The sequence below is a fragment of the Bradyrhizobium sp. 6(2017) genome (assembly GCF_011058295.2).
GTDB classification, from domain to species: Bacteria; Pseudomonadota; Alphaproteobacteria; order Rhizobiales; family Xanthobacteraceae; genus Bradyrhizobium; species Bradyrhizobium septentrionale.
Map to the genome: position 1 here is coordinate 439,548 of NZ_CP049289.2, position 15,674 is coordinate 455,221.

At 64.2% G+C, this 15,674-nt stretch carries 16 protein-coding genes and 1 pseudogene; 7 read left to right on the forward strand and 10 right to left on the reverse strand.

The window, feature by feature from the left end:
* The first annotated feature begins 267 nt into the window (after window positions 1-267).
* Window positions 268-1,248: an MBL fold metallo-hydrolase gene (locus G6P99_RS02160; protein WP_029081298.1), complete on the forward strand. Its 981-nt coding sequence runs from the start codon at window positions 268-270 to the stop codon at window positions 1,246-1,248.
* A gap of 132 nt (window positions 1,249-1,380) precedes the next feature.
* On the opposite strand, the gene G6P99_RS02165 is transcribed toward G6P99_RS02160, so the two are convergent.
* Window positions 1,381-2,076, reverse strand: a complete 696-nt coding sequence (locus G6P99_RS02165; protein ID WP_029081299.1) for an SIMPL domain-containing protein — start codon at window positions 2,074-2,076, stop codon at window positions 1,381-1,383.
* 5 nt (window positions 2,077-2,081) lie between these two features.
* On the reverse strand, window positions 2,082-2,792 hold the full coding sequence (locus tag G6P99_RS02170) for a GyrI-like domain-containing protein (protein WP_029081300.1): 711 nt from the start codon (window positions 2,790-2,792) through the stop codon (window positions 2,082-2,084).
* Window positions 2,793-2,977: 185 nt separating this feature from the next.
* Between G6P99_RS02170 and dapF the strand changes: the two genes are divergently transcribed.
* The 4 genes and pseudogenes from dapF to G6P99_RS02190 form a co-directional block, all read left to right on the forward strand.
* A complete protein-coding gene (dapF, locus tag G6P99_RS02175; protein ID WP_029081301.1) occupies window positions 2,978-3,850 on the forward strand; it encodes a diaminopimelate epimerase in 873 nt (290 codons plus the stop codon).
* Between the two features lie 18 nt (window positions 3,851-3,868).
* Window positions 3,869-5,140 (forward strand): tRNA (N(6)-L-threonylcarbamoyladenosine(37)-C(2))-methylthiotransferase MtaB, encoded by a 1,272-nt coding sequence (gene mtaB, locus G6P99_RS02180; protein WP_029081302.1) that lies wholly within the window; start codon window positions 3,869-3,871, stop codon window positions 5,138-5,140.
* A 65-nt stretch (window positions 5,141-5,205) separates the two neighbouring features.
* Complete coding sequence (locus tag G6P99_RS02185; RefSeq protein WP_165127121.1) at window positions 5,206-5,652, forward strand: hypothetical protein; 447 nt, start codon at window positions 5,206-5,208, stop codon at window positions 5,650-5,652.
* A 406-nt stretch (window positions 5,653-6,058) separates the two neighbouring features.
* Window positions 6,059-6,301 (forward strand): annotated as a pseudogene (locus G6P99_RS02190) (tRNA (N(6)-L-threonylcarbamoyladenosine(37)-C(2))-methylthiotransferase MtaB); the annotation flags it as partial.
* A 187-nt stretch (window positions 6,302-6,488) separates the two neighbouring features.
* On the opposite strand, the gene G6P99_RS02195 reads toward G6P99_RS02190, so the two are convergent.
* The 3 genes from G6P99_RS02195 to G6P99_RS02205 all read right to left on the reverse strand — a co-directional run bounded on the left by G6P99_RS02195 (window position 6,489) and on the right by G6P99_RS02205 (window position 10,823).
* Entirely contained in the window at window positions 6,489-8,168 is a 1,680-nt protein-coding gene (locus tag G6P99_RS02195) for an arylsulfatase (RefSeq protein WP_084518476.1), read from the reverse strand.
* A gap of 708 nt (window positions 8,169-8,876) precedes the next feature.
* A complete protein-coding gene (locus G6P99_RS02200) occupies window positions 8,877-10,016 on the reverse strand; it encodes a DUF2336 domain-containing protein (protein WP_029081306.1) in 1,140 nt (379 codons plus the stop codon).
* A gap of 105 nt (window positions 10,017-10,121) precedes the next feature.
* Window positions 10,122-10,823 (reverse strand): RluA family pseudouridine synthase, encoded by a 702-nt coding sequence (locus G6P99_RS02205; protein ID WP_165127123.1) that lies wholly within the window; start codon window positions 10,821-10,823, stop codon window positions 10,122-10,124.
* A 213-nt stretch (window positions 10,824-11,036) separates the two neighbouring features.
* Between G6P99_RS02205 and ftsY the strand changes: the two genes are divergently transcribed.
* On the forward strand, window positions 11,037-11,984 hold the full coding sequence (ftsY, locus tag G6P99_RS02210; protein ID WP_029081308.1) for a signal recognition particle-docking protein FtsY: 948 nt from the start codon (window positions 11,037-11,039) through the stop codon (window positions 11,982-11,984).
* Window positions 11,984-12,583, forward strand: coding sequence for a septation protein A (locus tag G6P99_RS02215; RefSeq protein WP_165127125.1), 600 nt, complete (start codon window positions 11,984-11,986; stop codon window positions 12,581-12,583). Before ftsY ends, G6P99_RS02215 begins: the two co-directional genes overlap by 1 nt.
* Before the next feature lie 67 nt (window positions 12,584-12,650).
* On the opposite strand, the gene G6P99_RS02220 is transcribed toward G6P99_RS02215, so the two are convergent.
* The 5 genes from G6P99_RS02220 to ccmB all read right to left on the reverse strand — a co-directional run bounded on the left by G6P99_RS02220 (window position 12,651) and on the right by ccmB (window position 15,452).
* The gene (locus tag G6P99_RS02220; protein ID WP_165127127.1) at window positions 12,651-13,025 is read right to left on the reverse strand and encodes a ComEA family DNA-binding protein; all 375 of its coding nucleotides are present in this window, start codon (window positions 13,023-13,025) and stop codon (window positions 12,651-12,653) included.
* A 162-nt stretch (window positions 13,026-13,187) separates the two neighbouring features.
* Window positions 13,188-13,781, reverse strand: a complete 594-nt coding sequence (locus G6P99_RS02225; protein WP_029081311.1) for a DsbE family thiol:disulfide interchange protein — start codon at window positions 13,779-13,781, stop codon at window positions 13,188-13,190.
* The gene (gene ccmD / locus G6P99_RS02230; protein ID WP_029081312.1) at window positions 13,778-13,957 is read right to left on the reverse strand and encodes a heme exporter protein CcmD; all 180 of its coding nucleotides are present in this window, start codon (window positions 13,955-13,957) and stop codon (window positions 13,778-13,780) included. The genes G6P99_RS02225 and ccmD overlap by 4 nt, the downstream gene beginning before the upstream one ends.
* A gap of 4 nt (window positions 13,958-13,961) precedes the next feature.
* The gene (locus tag G6P99_RS02235) at window positions 13,962-14,693 is read right to left on the reverse strand and encodes a heme ABC transporter permease (protein WP_029081313.1); all 732 of its coding nucleotides are present in this window, start codon (window positions 14,691-14,693) and stop codon (window positions 13,962-13,964) included.
* Between the two features lie 90 nt (window positions 14,694-14,783).
* Complete coding sequence (gene ccmB, locus G6P99_RS02240) at window positions 14,784-15,452, reverse strand: heme exporter protein CcmB (protein ID WP_021078801.1); 669 nt, start codon at window positions 15,450-15,452, stop codon at window positions 14,784-14,786.
* Window positions 15,453-15,674 lie beyond the last annotated feature (222 nt).

Here is a 15,674-nt window from a genome sequence, read left to right on the forward strand (position 1 = left end):
ATCTTTCCGAGAAAGTGGCGGCGTTAAACGCTGCCGGGGGCGCAAAGTCAAGGAAAGTTTCGCCGCGATCGGCGCGGCATGTCCAGTAAGGCGCTGAAATTGCGTCATTTTGTCGGGTTGGTTCCGAATTCGTCGGTGCCACCCATATAAACCGCGCCCGCCTCCTATTTGGGAACCCGCTTGCCCATCATCACCCGCCGCCGCCTTTTCGCAACCTTGACCGGAGCCGCTGCCGCGATCGGCGTGCCCTCGATCTGGATGTCCACCATGAAAACCTATGACGGCCCCGTCTCCGATCATTTCGACGGCCTGCACTTCTTCGATCCGGATGGCTCGCCGCCGAAATCGCTCGGTGAGGTGCTGCGCTGGCAGTTCGGGGGCAGGCGGCAGCGCGCGGTCTGGCCGGAATGGGCGCCGAGCCCCTATGCCGATACGCCGCCGCCGCGCGTCGATGGCGGTGGGGTGCGGTTATGTTTCGTCGGCCATGCCAGCTGGCTGATCCAGACCGGCGGTCTCAACATCCTGGTCGATCCGGTGTGGTCGATGCGCGCCTCGCCGTTCAGCTTCGCAGGTCCCATGCGGCACAACGATCCCGGCATCGCCTTCGAGAAGTTGCCCAGGATCGATATCGTGCTGGTGTCGCACGGCCATTACGATCATCTCGATGTCGCGACGCTGTCGAAGCTCACGGCGACGTTTGCGCCGCGGGTGATCACGCCGCTCGGCAACGACGTCACGATGCGCGCATCGGATGCCGCGATCAAAGCCGAAGCGTTCGACTGGCATCAGCGCGTCGAGCTCGGCAGCGGCCTTGCCGCGACGCTGGTGCCGACGCGGCACTGGTCGGCGCGCGGCCTGCTCGATCGCAACAAGGCGCTGTGGGCGAGCTTCGTGCTGGAGACGCCGGCCGGCAAACTCTACATCGTCTGCGATTCCGGCTATGGCGACGGGCGGCATTTCCGCCGTGTCGCCGACGCGCACGGTCCGCTGCGGCTCGCGATCCTGCCGATCGGCGCCTATGAGCCGCGCTGGTTCATGCGCGACCAGCACATGAATCCGGAGGATGCGGTGAAGGCGCTCGCCGATTGCGGCGCCGCCCAGGCGCTGGCGCATCACCACGGCACGTTCCAGTTGACCGACGAGGCGATCGACGCACCGGCGACCGCCCTCCGCGAAGCGCTCGACGCGGCAAAAGTGCCGCGCGAGAAGTTTATGACGTTGAAGCCCGGGCAGGTGTTCGAGATTTAACGTCGTCCCGGCGAAGGCCGGGACCCATAACCACAGGGTTGCGTTGTTCGGATTCGCTGTGGCTACAACTCCTCAAGGCAATTGCCGTCGGTGGTAATGGGTCCCGGCCTTCGCCGGGACGACGATGACGACTTACTTCCCCTTGATCGCCCAGGACACGCTGACGCTCACCGACAGGGTTTCCTCGCCTTGCGCGACCGGAGCGCTGGAGGCTGCCATCGGCGCGGCCATCTTGCGGTACATCGGCACGGGCGCGTTGCCCTCCTCGGAAATGCTGATCGGTTCGCCGAGCGTGACGCCGGCGGCCTTGGCGTAGATTTCCGCCTTGCGGCGGGCGTCGGCGATCGCTTTCTCGCGCGCCTCGTCGAGTACCTTCGAGGCCTGCGACACCACGAAGTTGATGCCGCCGATCTCGTTGACGCCGGCGCCGACCAGCACGTCGACCAGGCTGGCGACCTTGGCGACGTCGCGCACCTTGATGGTGACGCGGTTGGTGGCGCGATAGCCGCTGACGGTGGGGGGCCCCGACACGCGGTCGGGCGTATGTTTCGGCTGCAGCGACAGCCGCGAGGTCTGGTAGTCCTTCTCGTCGAGGCCCGCGCCCTTCAGCGCGCCAAGCACCTTCGCCATCGCCGTGTTGTTGGCGTCGGCAGCCTCGCGCGCGGTCTTCGCATCGGTCGTCACGCCGCCATCGATCACGGCCTGGTCCGGCGCCACCGAGACGGTGGCTTCGCCGGTGACGGAAATCGCCGGCGGCGGCACCTGTGCCAATGCCGGGGCGGCAATCAGCGAAAGGGCAAGGGAGGCAAGCGGCAGGGTCAGCTTCATGGGTCTCACTTCAGGGGTACGTAGACGTTGATCACCAGCTTGTCCTCCGCGGTCTTCAGCGGATCGGTGATGTATTCCTCGATAAAGGTGTCCTTGGCTTCGAGCTTCTTGTCGTCGAGGTGATTGGTGATCGCCTCATAGGTGTTGTCCATGTTGTCGTAGGACCCGCGATGGACGAATTTCAGCGCCTTGCCGTCGGGCGAATTGCCCATGCTCATGTTCTTGCCGAGGTTCTTGACGTCTTGATCGACCGGGATTTCAGCGATGAAGGTGAAGCCGGTGTCGTCGGTCGAGGTGTAGACGATCATCGGATTGCCCGATGCCTTGATGCCGCCCTTGTCGAGCAGCGCGGTGAGCTGCTTGAACGCCTCGATCAGCGCGTCGAACGCCGAATCCCAGTTGGCGGTGCCCTTCAGCATCACGACCTTCTTCGGTTCCAGCGTGAACGGCTCGCCGAAGGGGTCGGCGGTCTGGACCGGGGCGGCCGGCGGCGGCGCCGGGGTCTGCGATGCGGCCGGGCTGTCGGCCGGCGACTTGGTTTCGGCCGGAGGCGGGACAGGCGTGGCCGAGGGCGCCGGGGCAGGCGTGGGGCTCGGGCTGGCCGCGGGGGCGGGCGAGGCTGCCGGCGACTGGGCGGGCGCCGGGCTTGCCAGTGCGATCGCGGCCAAGGGCAGCAGCGCGACCAGGGCCGCGCGGAGCGTGCTGATACGGTTCATTCGGTATTCTCCATCCCCATCCTCAAACGGCCGCTCGATCTGTCCCGGCGCGCGCGGTCCGCGAGGTGCGATATTCCTAACACGCAAGTTCTGCATTCGTCCCATGACAGATGTGTCACGGAGCCATTCCGACTGGCCAATCAGCCACCACTCGCCATATAACCGGGCAGAATTTGGGAAAATCGATGAGCGCGCTCGCCAATCACGCATTTGCCAAGATGAACGGCATCGGCAACGAGATCGTCGTCGTCGACCTGCGCGATTCCAAGGCACAGGTTTCGGCGGCGGAGGCGCGCGCCGTGGCCTCGCCGGCCGGCATTCCCTATGACCAGCTGATGGTGCTGCAGCCGCCGCGGCTCGATGGCACCGAAGCGTTCATCTCGATCTACAACAATGACGGTTCGGAAGCCGGCGCCTGCGGCAATGGCATGCGCTGCGTGGTGCGCCGCCTGTTCGAGAAGACCGGCCAGACCGCGGCGACGTTCCAGACCCGCGCCGGCCTGCTCAATTGCTGGCAGGGGCCGGCGCCCGATCTCTACACCGTCGACATGGGCGCGCCGAAGTTCGGCTGGCAGGACATTCCGCTGGCGGAGGAATTCCGCGACACCCGCTACATCGAGCTGCAGGTCGGGCCGATCGACAAGCCGGTGCTGCATTCGCCCTCGGCGGTCTCGATGGGCAATCCGCATGCGATCTTCTGGGTCGACGACGTCAATGCCTATGATCTCGAGCGGTTTGGGCCGTTGCTGGAGAACCATCCGATCTTCCCGGAACGCGCCAACATCACACTTGCCCATATCGTCGATCGCGACCACATCACGATCCGCACCTGGGAACGCGGCGCCGGCCTGACCCGGGCCTGCGGCTCGGCGGCCTGCGCGACCGCGGTCGCGGCGGCTCGGCTGAAGCGCGCCAACCGCATCGTCGAGATCACGCTGCCCGGTGGCAAGCTCGGCATCGAGTGGCGCGAGCGCGACGACCACGTGCTGATGACCGGCACCGCCGATTTCGAATATGAGGGCCGCTTCGATCCGGCGCTGTTCGCCAGCGTCGCCTGACGCGGCAAGGGATCGATCATGGGCGTCGATGTCGTCACCTTTGGCTGCCGCCTCAACGCATTCGAATCCGAGGTGATTCGCCGCGAGGCGGAGCAGGCGGGGCTCACTGAGACCATCGTCATCAACAGCTGCGCCGTCACCAACGAGGCGGTGGCGCAGGCGCGCCAATCGATCCGCAAGTTGAAGCGCGAGCGGCCTGAGGCGCGCATCGTCGTCACCGGTTGTGCGGCGCAGACGCAAAGCCAGATGTTCGCCGACATGGCCGAGGTCGATCGCGTCGTCGGCAATGACGAGAAGATGCACGGCGCTGCCTGGCAGGCGACCCGCGCTGCGTTCGATCTCGGCGGAAGCGAGAAAGTCGCGGTCGCCGACATCATGGCGGTGACAGAGATGGCGCCGCATCTGCTCGATGGATTCGAGCGCGGCCTGCCGCGGGTGTTCGTTCAGGTGCAGAACGGCTGCGATCATCGCTGCACCTTCTGCATCATCCCCTATGGCCGCGGCAATTCGCGCTCGGTGCCGATGGGCGCAGTGGTCGACCAGGTCCGTGCGCTCGTCGAGCGCGGCCATGCCGAGATCGTACTGACCGGCGTCGATCTCACGAGCTATGGCGCCGATCTGCCCGGCGCGCCGAAGCTCGGCCAGTTGACCCGGCAGATCCTGCGCCATGTGCCCGAGCTGAAGCGGCTGCGCATCTCGTCGATCGATTCGATCGAGGCCGACCGCGACCTGCTCGATGTCATCGCCGATGACGCGCGGCTGATGCCGCATCTGCATTTGTCGCTGCAATCGGGCGACGACATGATCCTCAAGCGGATGAAACGCCGGCATTCGCGCCAGGACGCGATCGATTTCTGCGCGCAGCTGCGTCGGCTGCGGCCGGATATCGCGCTCGGCGCCGACATCATCGCGGGCTTCCCGACCGAGTCTGAAGAGATGTTTGCGCGCTCGCTCGATCTGGTCGAGCAATGCGATCTCACCTTCCTGCACGTGTTTCCCTATTCGAAGCGTCCCGGAACGCCGGCCGCGCGGATGCCGCAGGTTGCAGGCGGGGCGATCAAGGAGCGTGCGAAACGGCTGCGCGCGGCCGGCGAAGCCGCGCTGCAGCGGCGGCTCGCCGCGGAGATCGGCGCGACGCGCGAGGTGCTGATCGAAAGCAGCAGGCAGGGCCGCACCGAGCACTTCCTGCCGGTCGCGATCAATGATGATGTGCCGGGCACGGTGCGGCGGCTGGCCGTGACCGGCCATGACGGCGCGCGTCTCATCGGGGCGTGCGGCGACGCTATCTAACGTGTTGCATTCATAAAATCGCCAGGTCCGCCTTGCCTTCGAAGGAGGGCGTGGAGCCGACATGAATGCATGCCGGCTTTGGGCCAGCAGCGGAAGTGATGGCAGCTCCGAAACGGCTTCTTCAAAAGGAAGAATTGGTCAGGAGATCAAGGCTCTGCGAGGACGTGAACGGTTTGGCGGCTTCTATTGCTAAAGAAGAATTTAATGGCACGGGCGCGGGTGTGTCTTATCTGTTCGATCGGGAGCGACACAACTTTGCGCAGGACGATCCCGCGATGAAGCTTACAACAATCGGACTGGCAATGGCCCTCACCCTCCCAAGTAAATTCGCCCTTGCGGAAGGCACATTGAACTACAGTCTTCCCGTCGTTCGCCCTGTCGTTCGAGGTGTCGCGGTCCTGGGCCATGGGCGATCACGCCCTAGAATATCTTCTCCAGGAATTCGCTCGCGCCTCATGCGTGATCCACGGGGGGTAACGCTAGCACCGTCGACTATCGGCCGCAGCGGTTAAAACACAGACTCCTTTCGTTAAGGGTCAATAGCGCCGTTCGGAAGATAGGTTAGCTGTTTGGAGAAAATGCAATGCGTTTTGTCTTAGGATTGTGCCTTGTGATCGCGTTGTGTGCTTCCGCGAACGCCGCCCAAAGGGGGCATCACAAGCCGCGACAAGTCATCACTCGTCCTAGCCAAACTGTCACCCCGAGCTACCAAACTCCGGCTGGTGTGCGAATCTATCGCGACGACTCCGTCCCGGGAGGTCTGCGGACCGATCACGACGATCCTCCTGCCTACAATGATCCATCCAAGTTCGGCGGCGGCTAATCTACGGCGCTCAATCAGCGCAGGACCGCTACGGGTCAAAGTCCGACATCGGCGTGCGCCACCAAGTTTGCCCGCTCTCGGCCACAACCGGCCTCCGGCTGCGGCCGGATATCGCTCTCGGCGCCGCCATCATCGTGGGCTTCCCGACCGAGACCGAGGAGATGTTCGCGCGCTCGCTCGATCTGGTCGCGGAATGCGATCTCACCTTCCTGCACGTGTTTCCCTATTCGAAACGCCCGGGCACGCCGGCCGCACGGATGCCGCAGATCCAAGGCGGCGCGATCAGGGAGCGTGCCAAGCAGCTGGGCGCGGCCGGCAAAGCCGCGCTGCGGCGACGCAATCTAGAGTGTTTCATTCATTAAAATCGCCAGGTCCGCCTTGCCTTCGAAGGAGGACGTGGAGCCGATGTGAATGCATGCTGGCTTTGGACCAATAGCGGAAGTGCGAGCTTTGGTCGTGCTCCAGTCGCTAAATTATGCTTTCCGGACGGGCCCACCCGGATTGGTGCGCCCGTCACCGCATATTTCATTTGCCAGCATGCGACTGCATGGCCTTCTCGATCTGCTCCTTGACGGCTTCCAGGTTGAAACTCGCGCCCTTCTGCATGGGTGGAAACTCGATCGCAGTTTGGGCGAGCTTGCCGACCTCCTGCTGCACGAACTGGAACCGCCAGAACTCGAAAACAAACCAGTTATAGAATGCCAACGACCCCTGCGCGCCGTTGGGCAAGTTCGTGCGTTCGAACGGATCAAGCCGAATGTTGGTGAGGATCGGCCAATCAACCTTTACCGTGCCGCCTAACCAGCCGCTCGGCTGATCCGTGAAGCGATACTTGAAGTCGTCGATGCGCACCGCGCTCAGTGTGCCCTCAGTGAAATAGAAGACCGAGTGGCGGGCAGACGGGCCCTTTCCGGTAATCAGGTCCATCTGGTTGTACCCATCGAGGTAGACCTTATAGGTCTTGTCGCCGAGCTGCTTTCCCTTCCTCAACTCGTCGGCAATATTCGGATTGCCGGCGGCGGCGACGAAGGTCGGGAACCAGTCGAGTCCGGAGATAATGCCGTTTTCGACCTTTCCCGCCGGCACCTTGCCCGGCCAGCGAATCATGCAGGGCACGCGGAAACCGCCCTCCAGCGCCGTTCCCTTGCCGCCCGCGAACGGCGTCTGGCCGCCATCCGGCCAAGTGAAGTTCTCCGCGCCGTTGTCGGTTGTAAACGCGACGATCGTGTTGTTGTCGAAGCCCTCGTCCTTGAGCTTCTTCATCACGGCGCCGACGATGTCGTCGAGCTGGGCGAACCCGCCCTCGGAAATCGACCAGCCGTTCTCCGAGTTGCGCATGTTCTCGTATTTTTCCGAAAGATGGGTGACGACGTGCATGCGCGTCGGGTTGAGCCAGACGAAGAACGGCTTGTTGTCCTGCTTCGCCTTATCGATGAAAGCGAAGGTGGTTTGCAGAATCTCGTCATCGACCGTTTCCATCCGCTTCGGATAAAGCGGCCCGGCGTCTTCGATCCGCTGCTTGCCGATCTTGCCCCACCGCGTTTGCACCGACGGATCGTCGACATTGGTCGCCCATGAATGAACCATGTTGCGGGGACCGACTGTAGCCAAGAGCGCTTGGGGGTAGTTGCGGTGGGCCGGATCTTCCATCGCGTCGAGGTGATACAGGTAGCCAAAGAACTCATCGAAGCCGTGCACGGTCGGCAGGAATTCGTTGAGGTCGCCAAGGTGGTTCTTGCCGAACTGTCCGGTAGCGTAGCCCATGGATTTCAGCGCGGTCGCAATGGTCGGCGCTTGCGCCGGCATGCCTATGGGGGAGCCGGCCTGGCCGACCGTGGTAAGCCCGGTGCGGATCGGCAATTCGCCGGTAATGAAGTTGGCGCGCCCTGCGGTGCAGCTCGCCTCGGCGTAGTAGTCGGTGAAGCGCATGCCTTCCGCGGCGAGCTTGTCGAGGTTTGGTGTCCGGCTGGCCATGATGCCCTGGTGATAGGCGCCGATGTTGAACCAGCCAATGTCGTCACCCATGATAAAGACGATGTTTGGCCGCTGGCCGGCCGCCGCGGGTGTAGGCGCCGTAGTTGGTTGCTGCGCTTGTGTAGGGCTGGTCAATCCGACGGCCGAGAGCGCCGAAGCCGCGACGAGAGAACTACCACTCAACAAGAGATCGCGGCGTTTCAATCCTGCGCCGCTTGGTCCCGTGCTCATCTCAGGCTTTTCCGGAATCCTATCGTTACTCATGACGTGATCCTTTTCCTGGCGAGGCCACCTGAGGCCAACATGTTTGCAAGCTGTCGATCGGCTCGGCATTGCGGCGCGGCCGGGCGATCGCGGCGGCATAGCCGGGAGCACAAGGATGCCAGCCGCCTTAAGCACGCGCAAAAAAAAGCGAAGCGGCCCACCTCCGTGTTGATCTAGATCAAAGGAATGTCCGAGACGGGTCAAAAGCCGTCGATGACGGCCGGGCTCGGCGATTTCTGCTTCGCATTCAGAAGGCGACGTTGGTGACAAGCAAGCCCAGTCTCGCCGGGGAGAGCACGAAGTAAGCCGTAACCCATCGCGCAGGGAAAGCCGGGTTGTTTCCGGTTACACCTGTGGTCCTACCCCCGAGCTTTCTACCCATTGCTCGGGGCCCATGGGTGCGATCGGCACCCGGCTTTCCCTGCGCCCTCTGATCGAGAGAGGGCGGAATGAAGAGCAAACCTCGGACAATTCAGGTCGCGAGAATGCGAAGCTGCGTCTTCACCCACACCGTCATCGCCCGGCTCGACCGGGCGATCCAGTACGCCGCGGCCTCTCGGCTCAAGCATCGGCGTCTCTGGAGTACTGGATCGCCCGCATGCGCGTGTGATGACACCGAATATGCTGTATGAAAGGTCGAATCGAAATCGGTCCCGCGCATTGCGCGCGAGATGATCAACGGCTGCGTTCGCCGGGCTTCGGCGGCTGCGACGCGCGCACCTGCCAGAACCGCAGCATGCGGTCGGCGTTGGCATGCGTTATTCGCGTGAACTGGCTCTTCGCGTTGGCGAGCTCGACCGGCCCCATCGATCCGGTCGAATAGCGGCATTCCATCACCGCGGCCGTCGTCTCCCAGCTCAACCCCGCAGCCCGGCAGGGCACCAGCAGACCTTCGCTGCGGAGGCTTTGCATCAGGGGACGGATCACCTCGATGCTTGCCTGCGCAAGCTCCGCCAGGGCAGCGATGGTTTCCTCATACATTCGTTGCCTGGCGAAGCCGAGCAGGGCGGCCTCGTTGAGCTCGCCGGAATCTTTCAGCCTTGCGATGTGACGCCTGGCTGCGGTGAAGTCCCGAGCCCGCGACATCTCACGCTCGACGCCGGCGGCGACCGCGGCGACGGCGTGGCGGATCTCCTCGAACAGATGCGAGGGCGCGCGTTGCAGCAAGCGGCTGCGCACCTCTTCCGTTGCATCGTGCAGGAGCTGAACACGAAGCTCCGGGGGCAGATCCGCGCGGATACCGGTCTGGACCGCAAGCACCGGGTCGTGCTCGGCCTGCGCGAGGATGATTGCGAACCCGTCCGCCGACACCTTGGCGCCGGGATTGCTCACTAGGCGGTGACTGACGCTCGCGAAGCGACGGGCCAACAGCGCGTCGGTGACGACTTCCTTCAGCCACCAGCGGCCGGCGACGGCGAGCAGATGCAGCTCGCTCTTGGTCTTCGCGATCTCGACCAGATCTTCCGTGTTGAGACGCGACGATTCCTGCAGGATCGGCCGGGCGATCCTGATCTCGTCATTGCTCGCGAGACGGCGAATGATCGCGGGCGGTGCCTGGGTGACCGGTGCGAGCTGTTCGCTGATGTCGGTGAGCGCCATCCGGGCGCTGATGTCGGCAAGCGCCCGCAACTCGATGGTCTTCACGAGGCGCTCGAGCACATTGTCGAACAGCTCGACCTGTTCGCTGTTGAAGCTGCCGGCGGAGGCGAGGAAAAGGCCGGTGACGCGCTTTGCCGTTGCTATGCATTTTTCGGCGGAGCCGCCGCGTATCGCGGCCTCGACTTCGTCGACAATCCCTTGCCCAGCATTCAGCATTGCTCGTCCTGAGCCGTGGTGGCGCGCTTTTTCTAAGCCGCCTGCAGGACTACCGGATGGGCCTGAATGTTCCGTAAAGGATACTTGTCCGTAAAATCACGGAGGTCACTGCCCGTTCCAGCCGCAGCTCTTGAGCCGCTCGTGCATGTGGTCCGGCGCGGGCGCGACGACATGCACCGGCTCCTTGTTGCGCGAGATCGGGATGCCGATTTCGCGGGAGTGCAGGTGCAGGATCGGCTCGCCGAAGCGCGGACCGTTGCCGTAGATGTTGTCGCCGACGATCGGCCAGCCCATCGCCGCTGAATGCACCCGCAGTTGATGGGTGCGGCCGGTGACCGGCTCCATCGCCAGCCAGGCGAGGCCCTCGCCGCGTCCCAGCACCTTCCAGTTGGTGATCGCCTTCTGCCCGTCCGGATCCGGCTTCTGCCACCAGCCGCGCTCGGCGTTGAGCCGGCCGAGCGGCATGTCGATGGTGCCTTCGTCCTCGGTGGGCCCGCCCTCGACCACGGTCCAGTAGGTCTTCGCGATCTTGCCGTGCTTGAACAACAGCCCGAGCGAGGCGGTCGCCTTGCGATGGCGTCCCAGCACGAGGCAGCCGGAGGTGTCCTTGTCCAGCCGATGTGCCAGCACCGGCGGCCGCGGCAGGCCGAACCGCAGCGCGTCGAACGATGCCTCCAGATTGGGCCCGCCCTTGGGGCCGCGATGCACCGGCAGGCCCGCCGGCTTGTCGATCACCAGCATCAGTCCGTCGCGGTGGAGCACGCGGCCCAGGATTTCTTCCGCGGTCAATTGGGGAACATCAATCAATTCGTCGAGACTTTCGTTTATGGGCCGAAACGGCTAACACGTCCCCTGGTGCGGCGGATTTGACATTCGCTTCTTGTTTCCACGCACCGGCGAGCGAATGTCAAATCCGAAAAGCCGCACCAGAATCAAGATTCTCTAGTGTCCCTTCGGCTCTAACATTCGCAACAGAGCTAGCCGCAACGGGATGCGAATGTTAGAGCCCGGACACTAGACATGAACGATACCACTGCGGGAACTCCAAAACAGAGCTGGTGGCAGCGCCTGAAGGGCGGCCTGAAGCGCACCTCCGGTGCGCTGGGGACGGCGGTCGCCGATCTCGTCACCAAGCGCAAGCTCGACCGTGCCATGCTCGATGACATCGAGGATGTGCTGCTGCGCGCCGATCTCGGCACCGAGGTCTCGGTGCGGATCGCGGAGGCGGTCGGCAAGGGCCGCTACGACAAGGCGATCTCGGCCGATGAGGTCAAGTCGGTGGTCGCGACCGAGGTCGAGAAGGTGCTGGCACCGGTGGCCAAGCCGCTCGAGATCGATGCCGCCAGGAAGCCGTTCGTCATCCTCGTCATCGGCGTCAACGGCTCCGGCAAGACCACGACGATCGGCAAGCTGGCCGCGAAATTTTCTGCCGAGGGCCGCAAGGTCATGCTCGCGGCCGGCGACACGTTCCGCGCCGCGGCGATCGAGCAGCTCAAGGTCTGGGGCGAACGCACCAAGTCGCCGGTCATCGCCGGCGCCCAGGGCTCGGATTCGGCAAGCCTCGCCTTCAGCGCGCTGACCGCGGCGAAAGAGCAGCAGCGCGACGTGCTGCTGATCGACACCGCCGGCCGGCTGCAGAACAAGTCCGAGCTGATGAACGAGCTCGAAAAGGTCGTGCGCGTCATCAAGAAGGTCGATGCGTCGGCGCCGCACGCCGTGCTGCTCGTGCTCGACGCCACGGTGGGACAAAATGCGCTGTCGCAGGTCGAGGCGTTTCATCGTACGGCAGGTGTCACCGGCCTCGTGATGACCAAGCTCGACGGCACCGCGCGCGGCGGCATCCTCGTCGCGCTGTCGGAGAAGCACAAGCTGCCGGTGCATTTCATCGGCGTCGGCGAAGGCGTCGAGGATCTCGCCCCCTTCACGGCGAAGGATTTTGCCAAGGCAATTGCTGGAATCGACGCATAATGGACAAGACTCAGCCGCATCCGCTGTTCAAGCTCGCGACCGAACTCGGGCCGCTGCTCGTTTTCTTTGTCGCGAACGCCAAGTACCATCTGTTCGTCGCAACCGGCGCGTTCATGGTGGCGATCGTCGCGGCGATGATCGCATCCTACGTAGTGACCAAGCACGTGCCGATCATGGCGCTTGTGACCGGCGCGATCGTGCTGGTGTTCGGCACCCTGACACTGGTGCTGCACGACGAGACCTTCATCAAGGTCAAGCCGACCATTATCTACGGCCTGTTTGCGGCCGTGCTCGGCGGAGGACTGCTGTTTGGCCGTTCGTTCATCGCCGTGATGTTCGACCAGATGTTCAATCTGACGCCGCAGGGCTGGCGCATCCTCACCATGCGCTGGGCGTTGTTCTTCGCCGGCATGGCAATCCTCAACGAGATCGTCTGGCGCACGCAGACCACCGATTTCTGGGTGAACTTCAAGGTGTTCGGCGTCACCCCGTTGACCATGATCTTCGCTATCGCGCAGATGCCGCTGACCAAGCGCTATCATCTGGAGCCGGTCTCGCTGGAGACCAGCGAGGCGGACGCGGGCGATCTGCGGAAGTAACTCCGAACGCAGCGCGGGCGATTGTGCCGCGCTGCGTCCGAGACCTTAGAGATCAGCTCTTCAGAAATCAGCTCTTCTGCTTAGCGATGATCTTGTCCTTGATCTTGTCGTAGGTCGCCTGCGGCAGGATGTTCTTCTGCACCAGTTCATCCTTGCCCTTGTAGGGGCGGCCCTTGATGATCGCAGCCGAGTAGGCCTTGCCGACGCCGGGCAGCGCGTCGAGCTGGTCGGTGCTGGCGCTGTTGATGTCGAGCAAATCGTCCTTCGCCATCCCCGTCGTTTTCAATTCAGGGGCGGCCGCCTTCGGCGCGGGAGCCATCCTGGTCTCGGACTTTGCGGCGGGCGCGGCCGGCTGCGGGGTTTGAGCGAACGACGGCGCGGCCGTCATCACGCCGAGCGTGAGCGCGGTGGCGAGCAGTGAAGCGAGCGTGGTCTTGCGCATATGTCCCCTCCAGAGGAACGTTGATGTCAACGCCAGTGAGTTGGGGCTGCGTTCATGGCGTTGCCATGGCCGCGAAATGAACCGCAGATAAACGTGTCGAATTATTTTGTCGCAGCTTTTCGCGCGTAATCGGTTCGCGCATCCGCGCAAATGACGGCGCGATTATTTGCTCGCGCGCAGCGCCTTCTCAATCTCGGCCTTGAGCACGGTGTTGACGTTGTCCGGCGTCACCGGGCCGACCAGCTTGTAGACGATCGTGCCCTCGCGCCCGACCACGAAGGTTTCGGGCACGCCATAGACGCCCCATTCGATCGAGGCGCGGCCGTTGCCGTCGACGCCGACGATGCCGAACGGATTGCCGTAGCGTCCGAGGAAGCGGCGCGCATTCTCCGGCGAGTCCTTGTAGTTGATGCCGATGATCTGGAAGCGCTTGTCCTTGCCGAGCTCGGTCAGCAGCGGCGCTTCATCATGGCAGGGCACGCACCAGGACGCCCAGACGTTGACGATGCTGACCTTGCCCTTGAAAGCGGTGGGATCGAGACCCGGCACCGGCGCGCCGTCCCGCACCAGGCCGTCGAGCGCGGGCAGGGCGGTCTGCGGCGCGGGCCGTCCGATCAGTGCCGACGGGATCTTCGAGGGATCCCCGCCATAGAGCCGCAGCAGGAACAGTCCGGCGAGCCCCAGGAAAAAGATGAGCGGCAGCACCACCAGCAGGCGGCGGGTTTGCGGCGGGCCGTTTGTCGCCTGCTCGCTCATCTTATGTCCGCCGCGCTGCGGCCGGAGCGGCGCGTTACGCCGCTGGCCTCGATCTCCCTGAGGCGGGCCTGCTGCCGGCGATAATCGGCGCTGATCCAGATGATCAACAGCAGCACGACCGCCGCGACCAGCGCATAGGACGTCACGATGAAGGAGGCGTAGGGACCAAGCGACATCGTGTCATGCCGCCTGTTGGTTAGCTTGCATCATCTGCAGGCTGCGCACGCGCCGGCGCAGGATCTCGTTGCGCATCGCCGCCAGATGCAAGGTGATGAAGAGCAACGAAAACGCTATTGCCATCACCAGCAGCGGCCACAGGAACGCCTTGTCGAGCGTCGGCCCGCCCGCACGAAACACCGAGGCCGGCTGGTGCAGCGTGTTCCACCAGTCGACCGAAAATTTGATGATCGGGATGTTGATCGCGCCGACCAGGGTCAGGACGGCTGCCGCCCGCGCCGCGCGCGACGGGTCCTCCACCGCGCGCCACAGCGCAATCAGGCCGAGATACATCAGGAACAGGATCAGCACCGAGGTCAGGCGCGCATCCCATTCCCAATAGGTGCCCCACATCGGCCGGCCCCATAGCGAGCCGGTGACGAGCGCAAGGAAGGTGAAGGCGGCGCCGATCGGAGCTGCGGCCTTCGCCGCGACGTCGGCAAGCGGATGCCGCCACACCAGCGTGCCGAGCGCGGCCACGCTCATGACGCCCCAGACGAACATCGACAGCCACGCATTCGGCACGTGGATGAACATGATCTTCACCGTGGCGCCCTGCTGGTAGTCGTCGGGCGCCATGGCCGACCCGTAGAGCCCGATCGCGAGCAGGATCGCGGTCACGCCCGCAAGCCATGGCAGGATCCGCGCGGTCAGCGCCAGGAACTTGGTCGGATTGGCGAAGTCGGTCAGCGTCATGGCACCCTGATAGTCGTCCGCTGTGTCGCAGGCAATTGGCCGAACTGCTCTCGTCGAGATTTGATCTTGCCCAATTTGATCTTGCCCATTTCAGTCCAGCCCGTGCCGCAGGCTCGCGGCGGCGGCGAACGGGCCGATCACGAGGCTGGCAAGTGACAGCGCGCAGAGGATCGAGAACGGTGTTCCAAAGGGCAGCGGCCCCGATATCGCCGCCTGGGAGGCCGCAACGCCGAAGATCAGCACCGGGATCGACAGCGGCAGCACCAGCACCGCGAGCAGCAGCCCGCCGCGATGCAGCGTTACCGCCAATGCCGCGCCGATCATGCCGGTGAAGGTCAGCGCTGGTGTTCCCGCCAGCAAGGTCGCCGCAACCGCAAGTGTCGCCGTGCCGTCGAGATTGAGCAGCAGGCCGAGCACCGGCGTCGCGATGATCAATGGCAGGCCGGCGGCGATCCAATGCGCCAGCGCCTTGGCGGCGCAGGCGAGTTCCAGCGGCGTCCGGCTCATCACGATGAGGTCGAGCGAGCCGTCCTCATGGTCGGCCGTGAACAGCCGGTCGAGCGTGAGCAAGCTCGCCAGCAGCGCGCCGAGCCAGAGAATGGCGGGACCGAGCCGCGACAGCAGCGCCAGATCCGGCCCGACCGCGAACGGCATCAGCACCGTGACGGTGAGGAAGAACAAGACCCCGATCAGCGCGCCGCCGCCCACGCGCAGCGCGATGCGGATGTCGCGGCGGATCAATGCAGCAAGCGCGCTCATGCCGCGCCTCCGCTGTGGTCGCCGCCTGAATCCACATCGTGCGGCGTGCTCGCTGTGCTCCCTCCCCCCTTGCGGGGGAGGGCTGGGGAGAGGGGTGGCCCCGGGCGCGATCGTCGATGGGAAACTCGCTCGTGCAATCTCGGTCCAGCGTCGTTTAGGGATAGGCGGAAAGAGCACGTCGTGTGGCACCCCTCTCCCTGACCCTCCCCCGCAAGGGGGGAG

Excerpts from the sequence above, each read along its gene's own strand:
- G6P99_RS02160 (WP_029081298.1), top strand. The coding sequence starts at position 268 with ATGAAAACCTATGACGGCCCCGTCTCCGATCATTTCGACGGCCTGCAC.
- G6P99_RS02165 (WP_029081299.1), bottom strand. The coding sequence starts at position 2,076 with ATGAAGCTGACCCTGCCGCTTGCCTCCCTTGCCCTTTCGCTGATTGCC.
- G6P99_RS02170 (WP_029081300.1), bottom strand. The coding sequence starts at position 2,792 with ATGAACCGTATCAGCACGCTCCGCGCGGCCCTGGTCGCGCTGCTGCCC.
- dapF (WP_029081301.1), top strand. The coding sequence starts at position 2,978 with ATGAGCGCGCTCGCCAATCACGCATTTGCCAAGATGAACGGCATCGGC.
- mtaB (WP_029081302.1), top strand. The coding sequence starts at position 3,869 with ATGGGCGTCGATGTCGTCACCTTTGGCTGCCGCCTCAACGCATTCGAA.
- G6P99_RS02185 (WP_165127121.1), top strand. The coding sequence starts at position 5,206 with ATGCATGCCGGCTTTGGGCCAGCAGCGGAAGTGATGGCAGCTCCGAAA.
- G6P99_RS02195 (WP_084518476.1), bottom strand. The coding sequence starts at position 8,168 with ATGAGCACGGGACCAAGCGGCGCAGGATTGAAACGCCGCGATCTCTTG.
- G6P99_RS02200 (WP_029081306.1), bottom strand. The coding sequence starts at position 10,016 with ATGCTGAATGCTGGGCAAGGGATTGTCGACGAAGTCGAGGCCGCGATA.
- ftsY (WP_029081308.1), top strand. The coding sequence starts at position 11,037 with ATGAACGATACCACTGCGGGAACTCCAAAACAGAGCTGGTGGCAGCGC.
- G6P99_RS02215 (WP_165127125.1), top strand. The coding sequence starts at position 11,984 with ATGGACAAGACTCAGCCGCATCCGCTGTTCAAGCTCGCGACCGAACTC.
- G6P99_RS02220 (WP_165127127.1), bottom strand. The coding sequence starts at position 13,025 with ATGCGCAAGACCACGCTCGCTTCACTGCTCGCCACCGCGCTCACGCTC.
- G6P99_RS02225 (WP_029081311.1), bottom strand. The coding sequence starts at position 13,781 with ATGAGCGAGCAGGCGACAAACGGCCCGCCGCAAACCCGCCGCCTGCTG.
- ccmD (WP_029081312.1), bottom strand. The coding sequence starts at position 13,957 with ATGTCGCTTGGTCCCTACGCCTCCTTCATCGTGACGTCCTATGCGCTG.
- G6P99_RS02235 (WP_029081313.1), bottom strand. The coding sequence starts at position 14,693 with ATGACGCTGACCGACTTCGCCAATCCGACCAAGTTCCTGGCGCTGACC.
- ccmB (WP_021078801.1), bottom strand. The coding sequence starts at position 15,452 with ATGAGCGCGCTTGCTGCATTGATCCGCCGCGACATCCGCATCGCGCTG.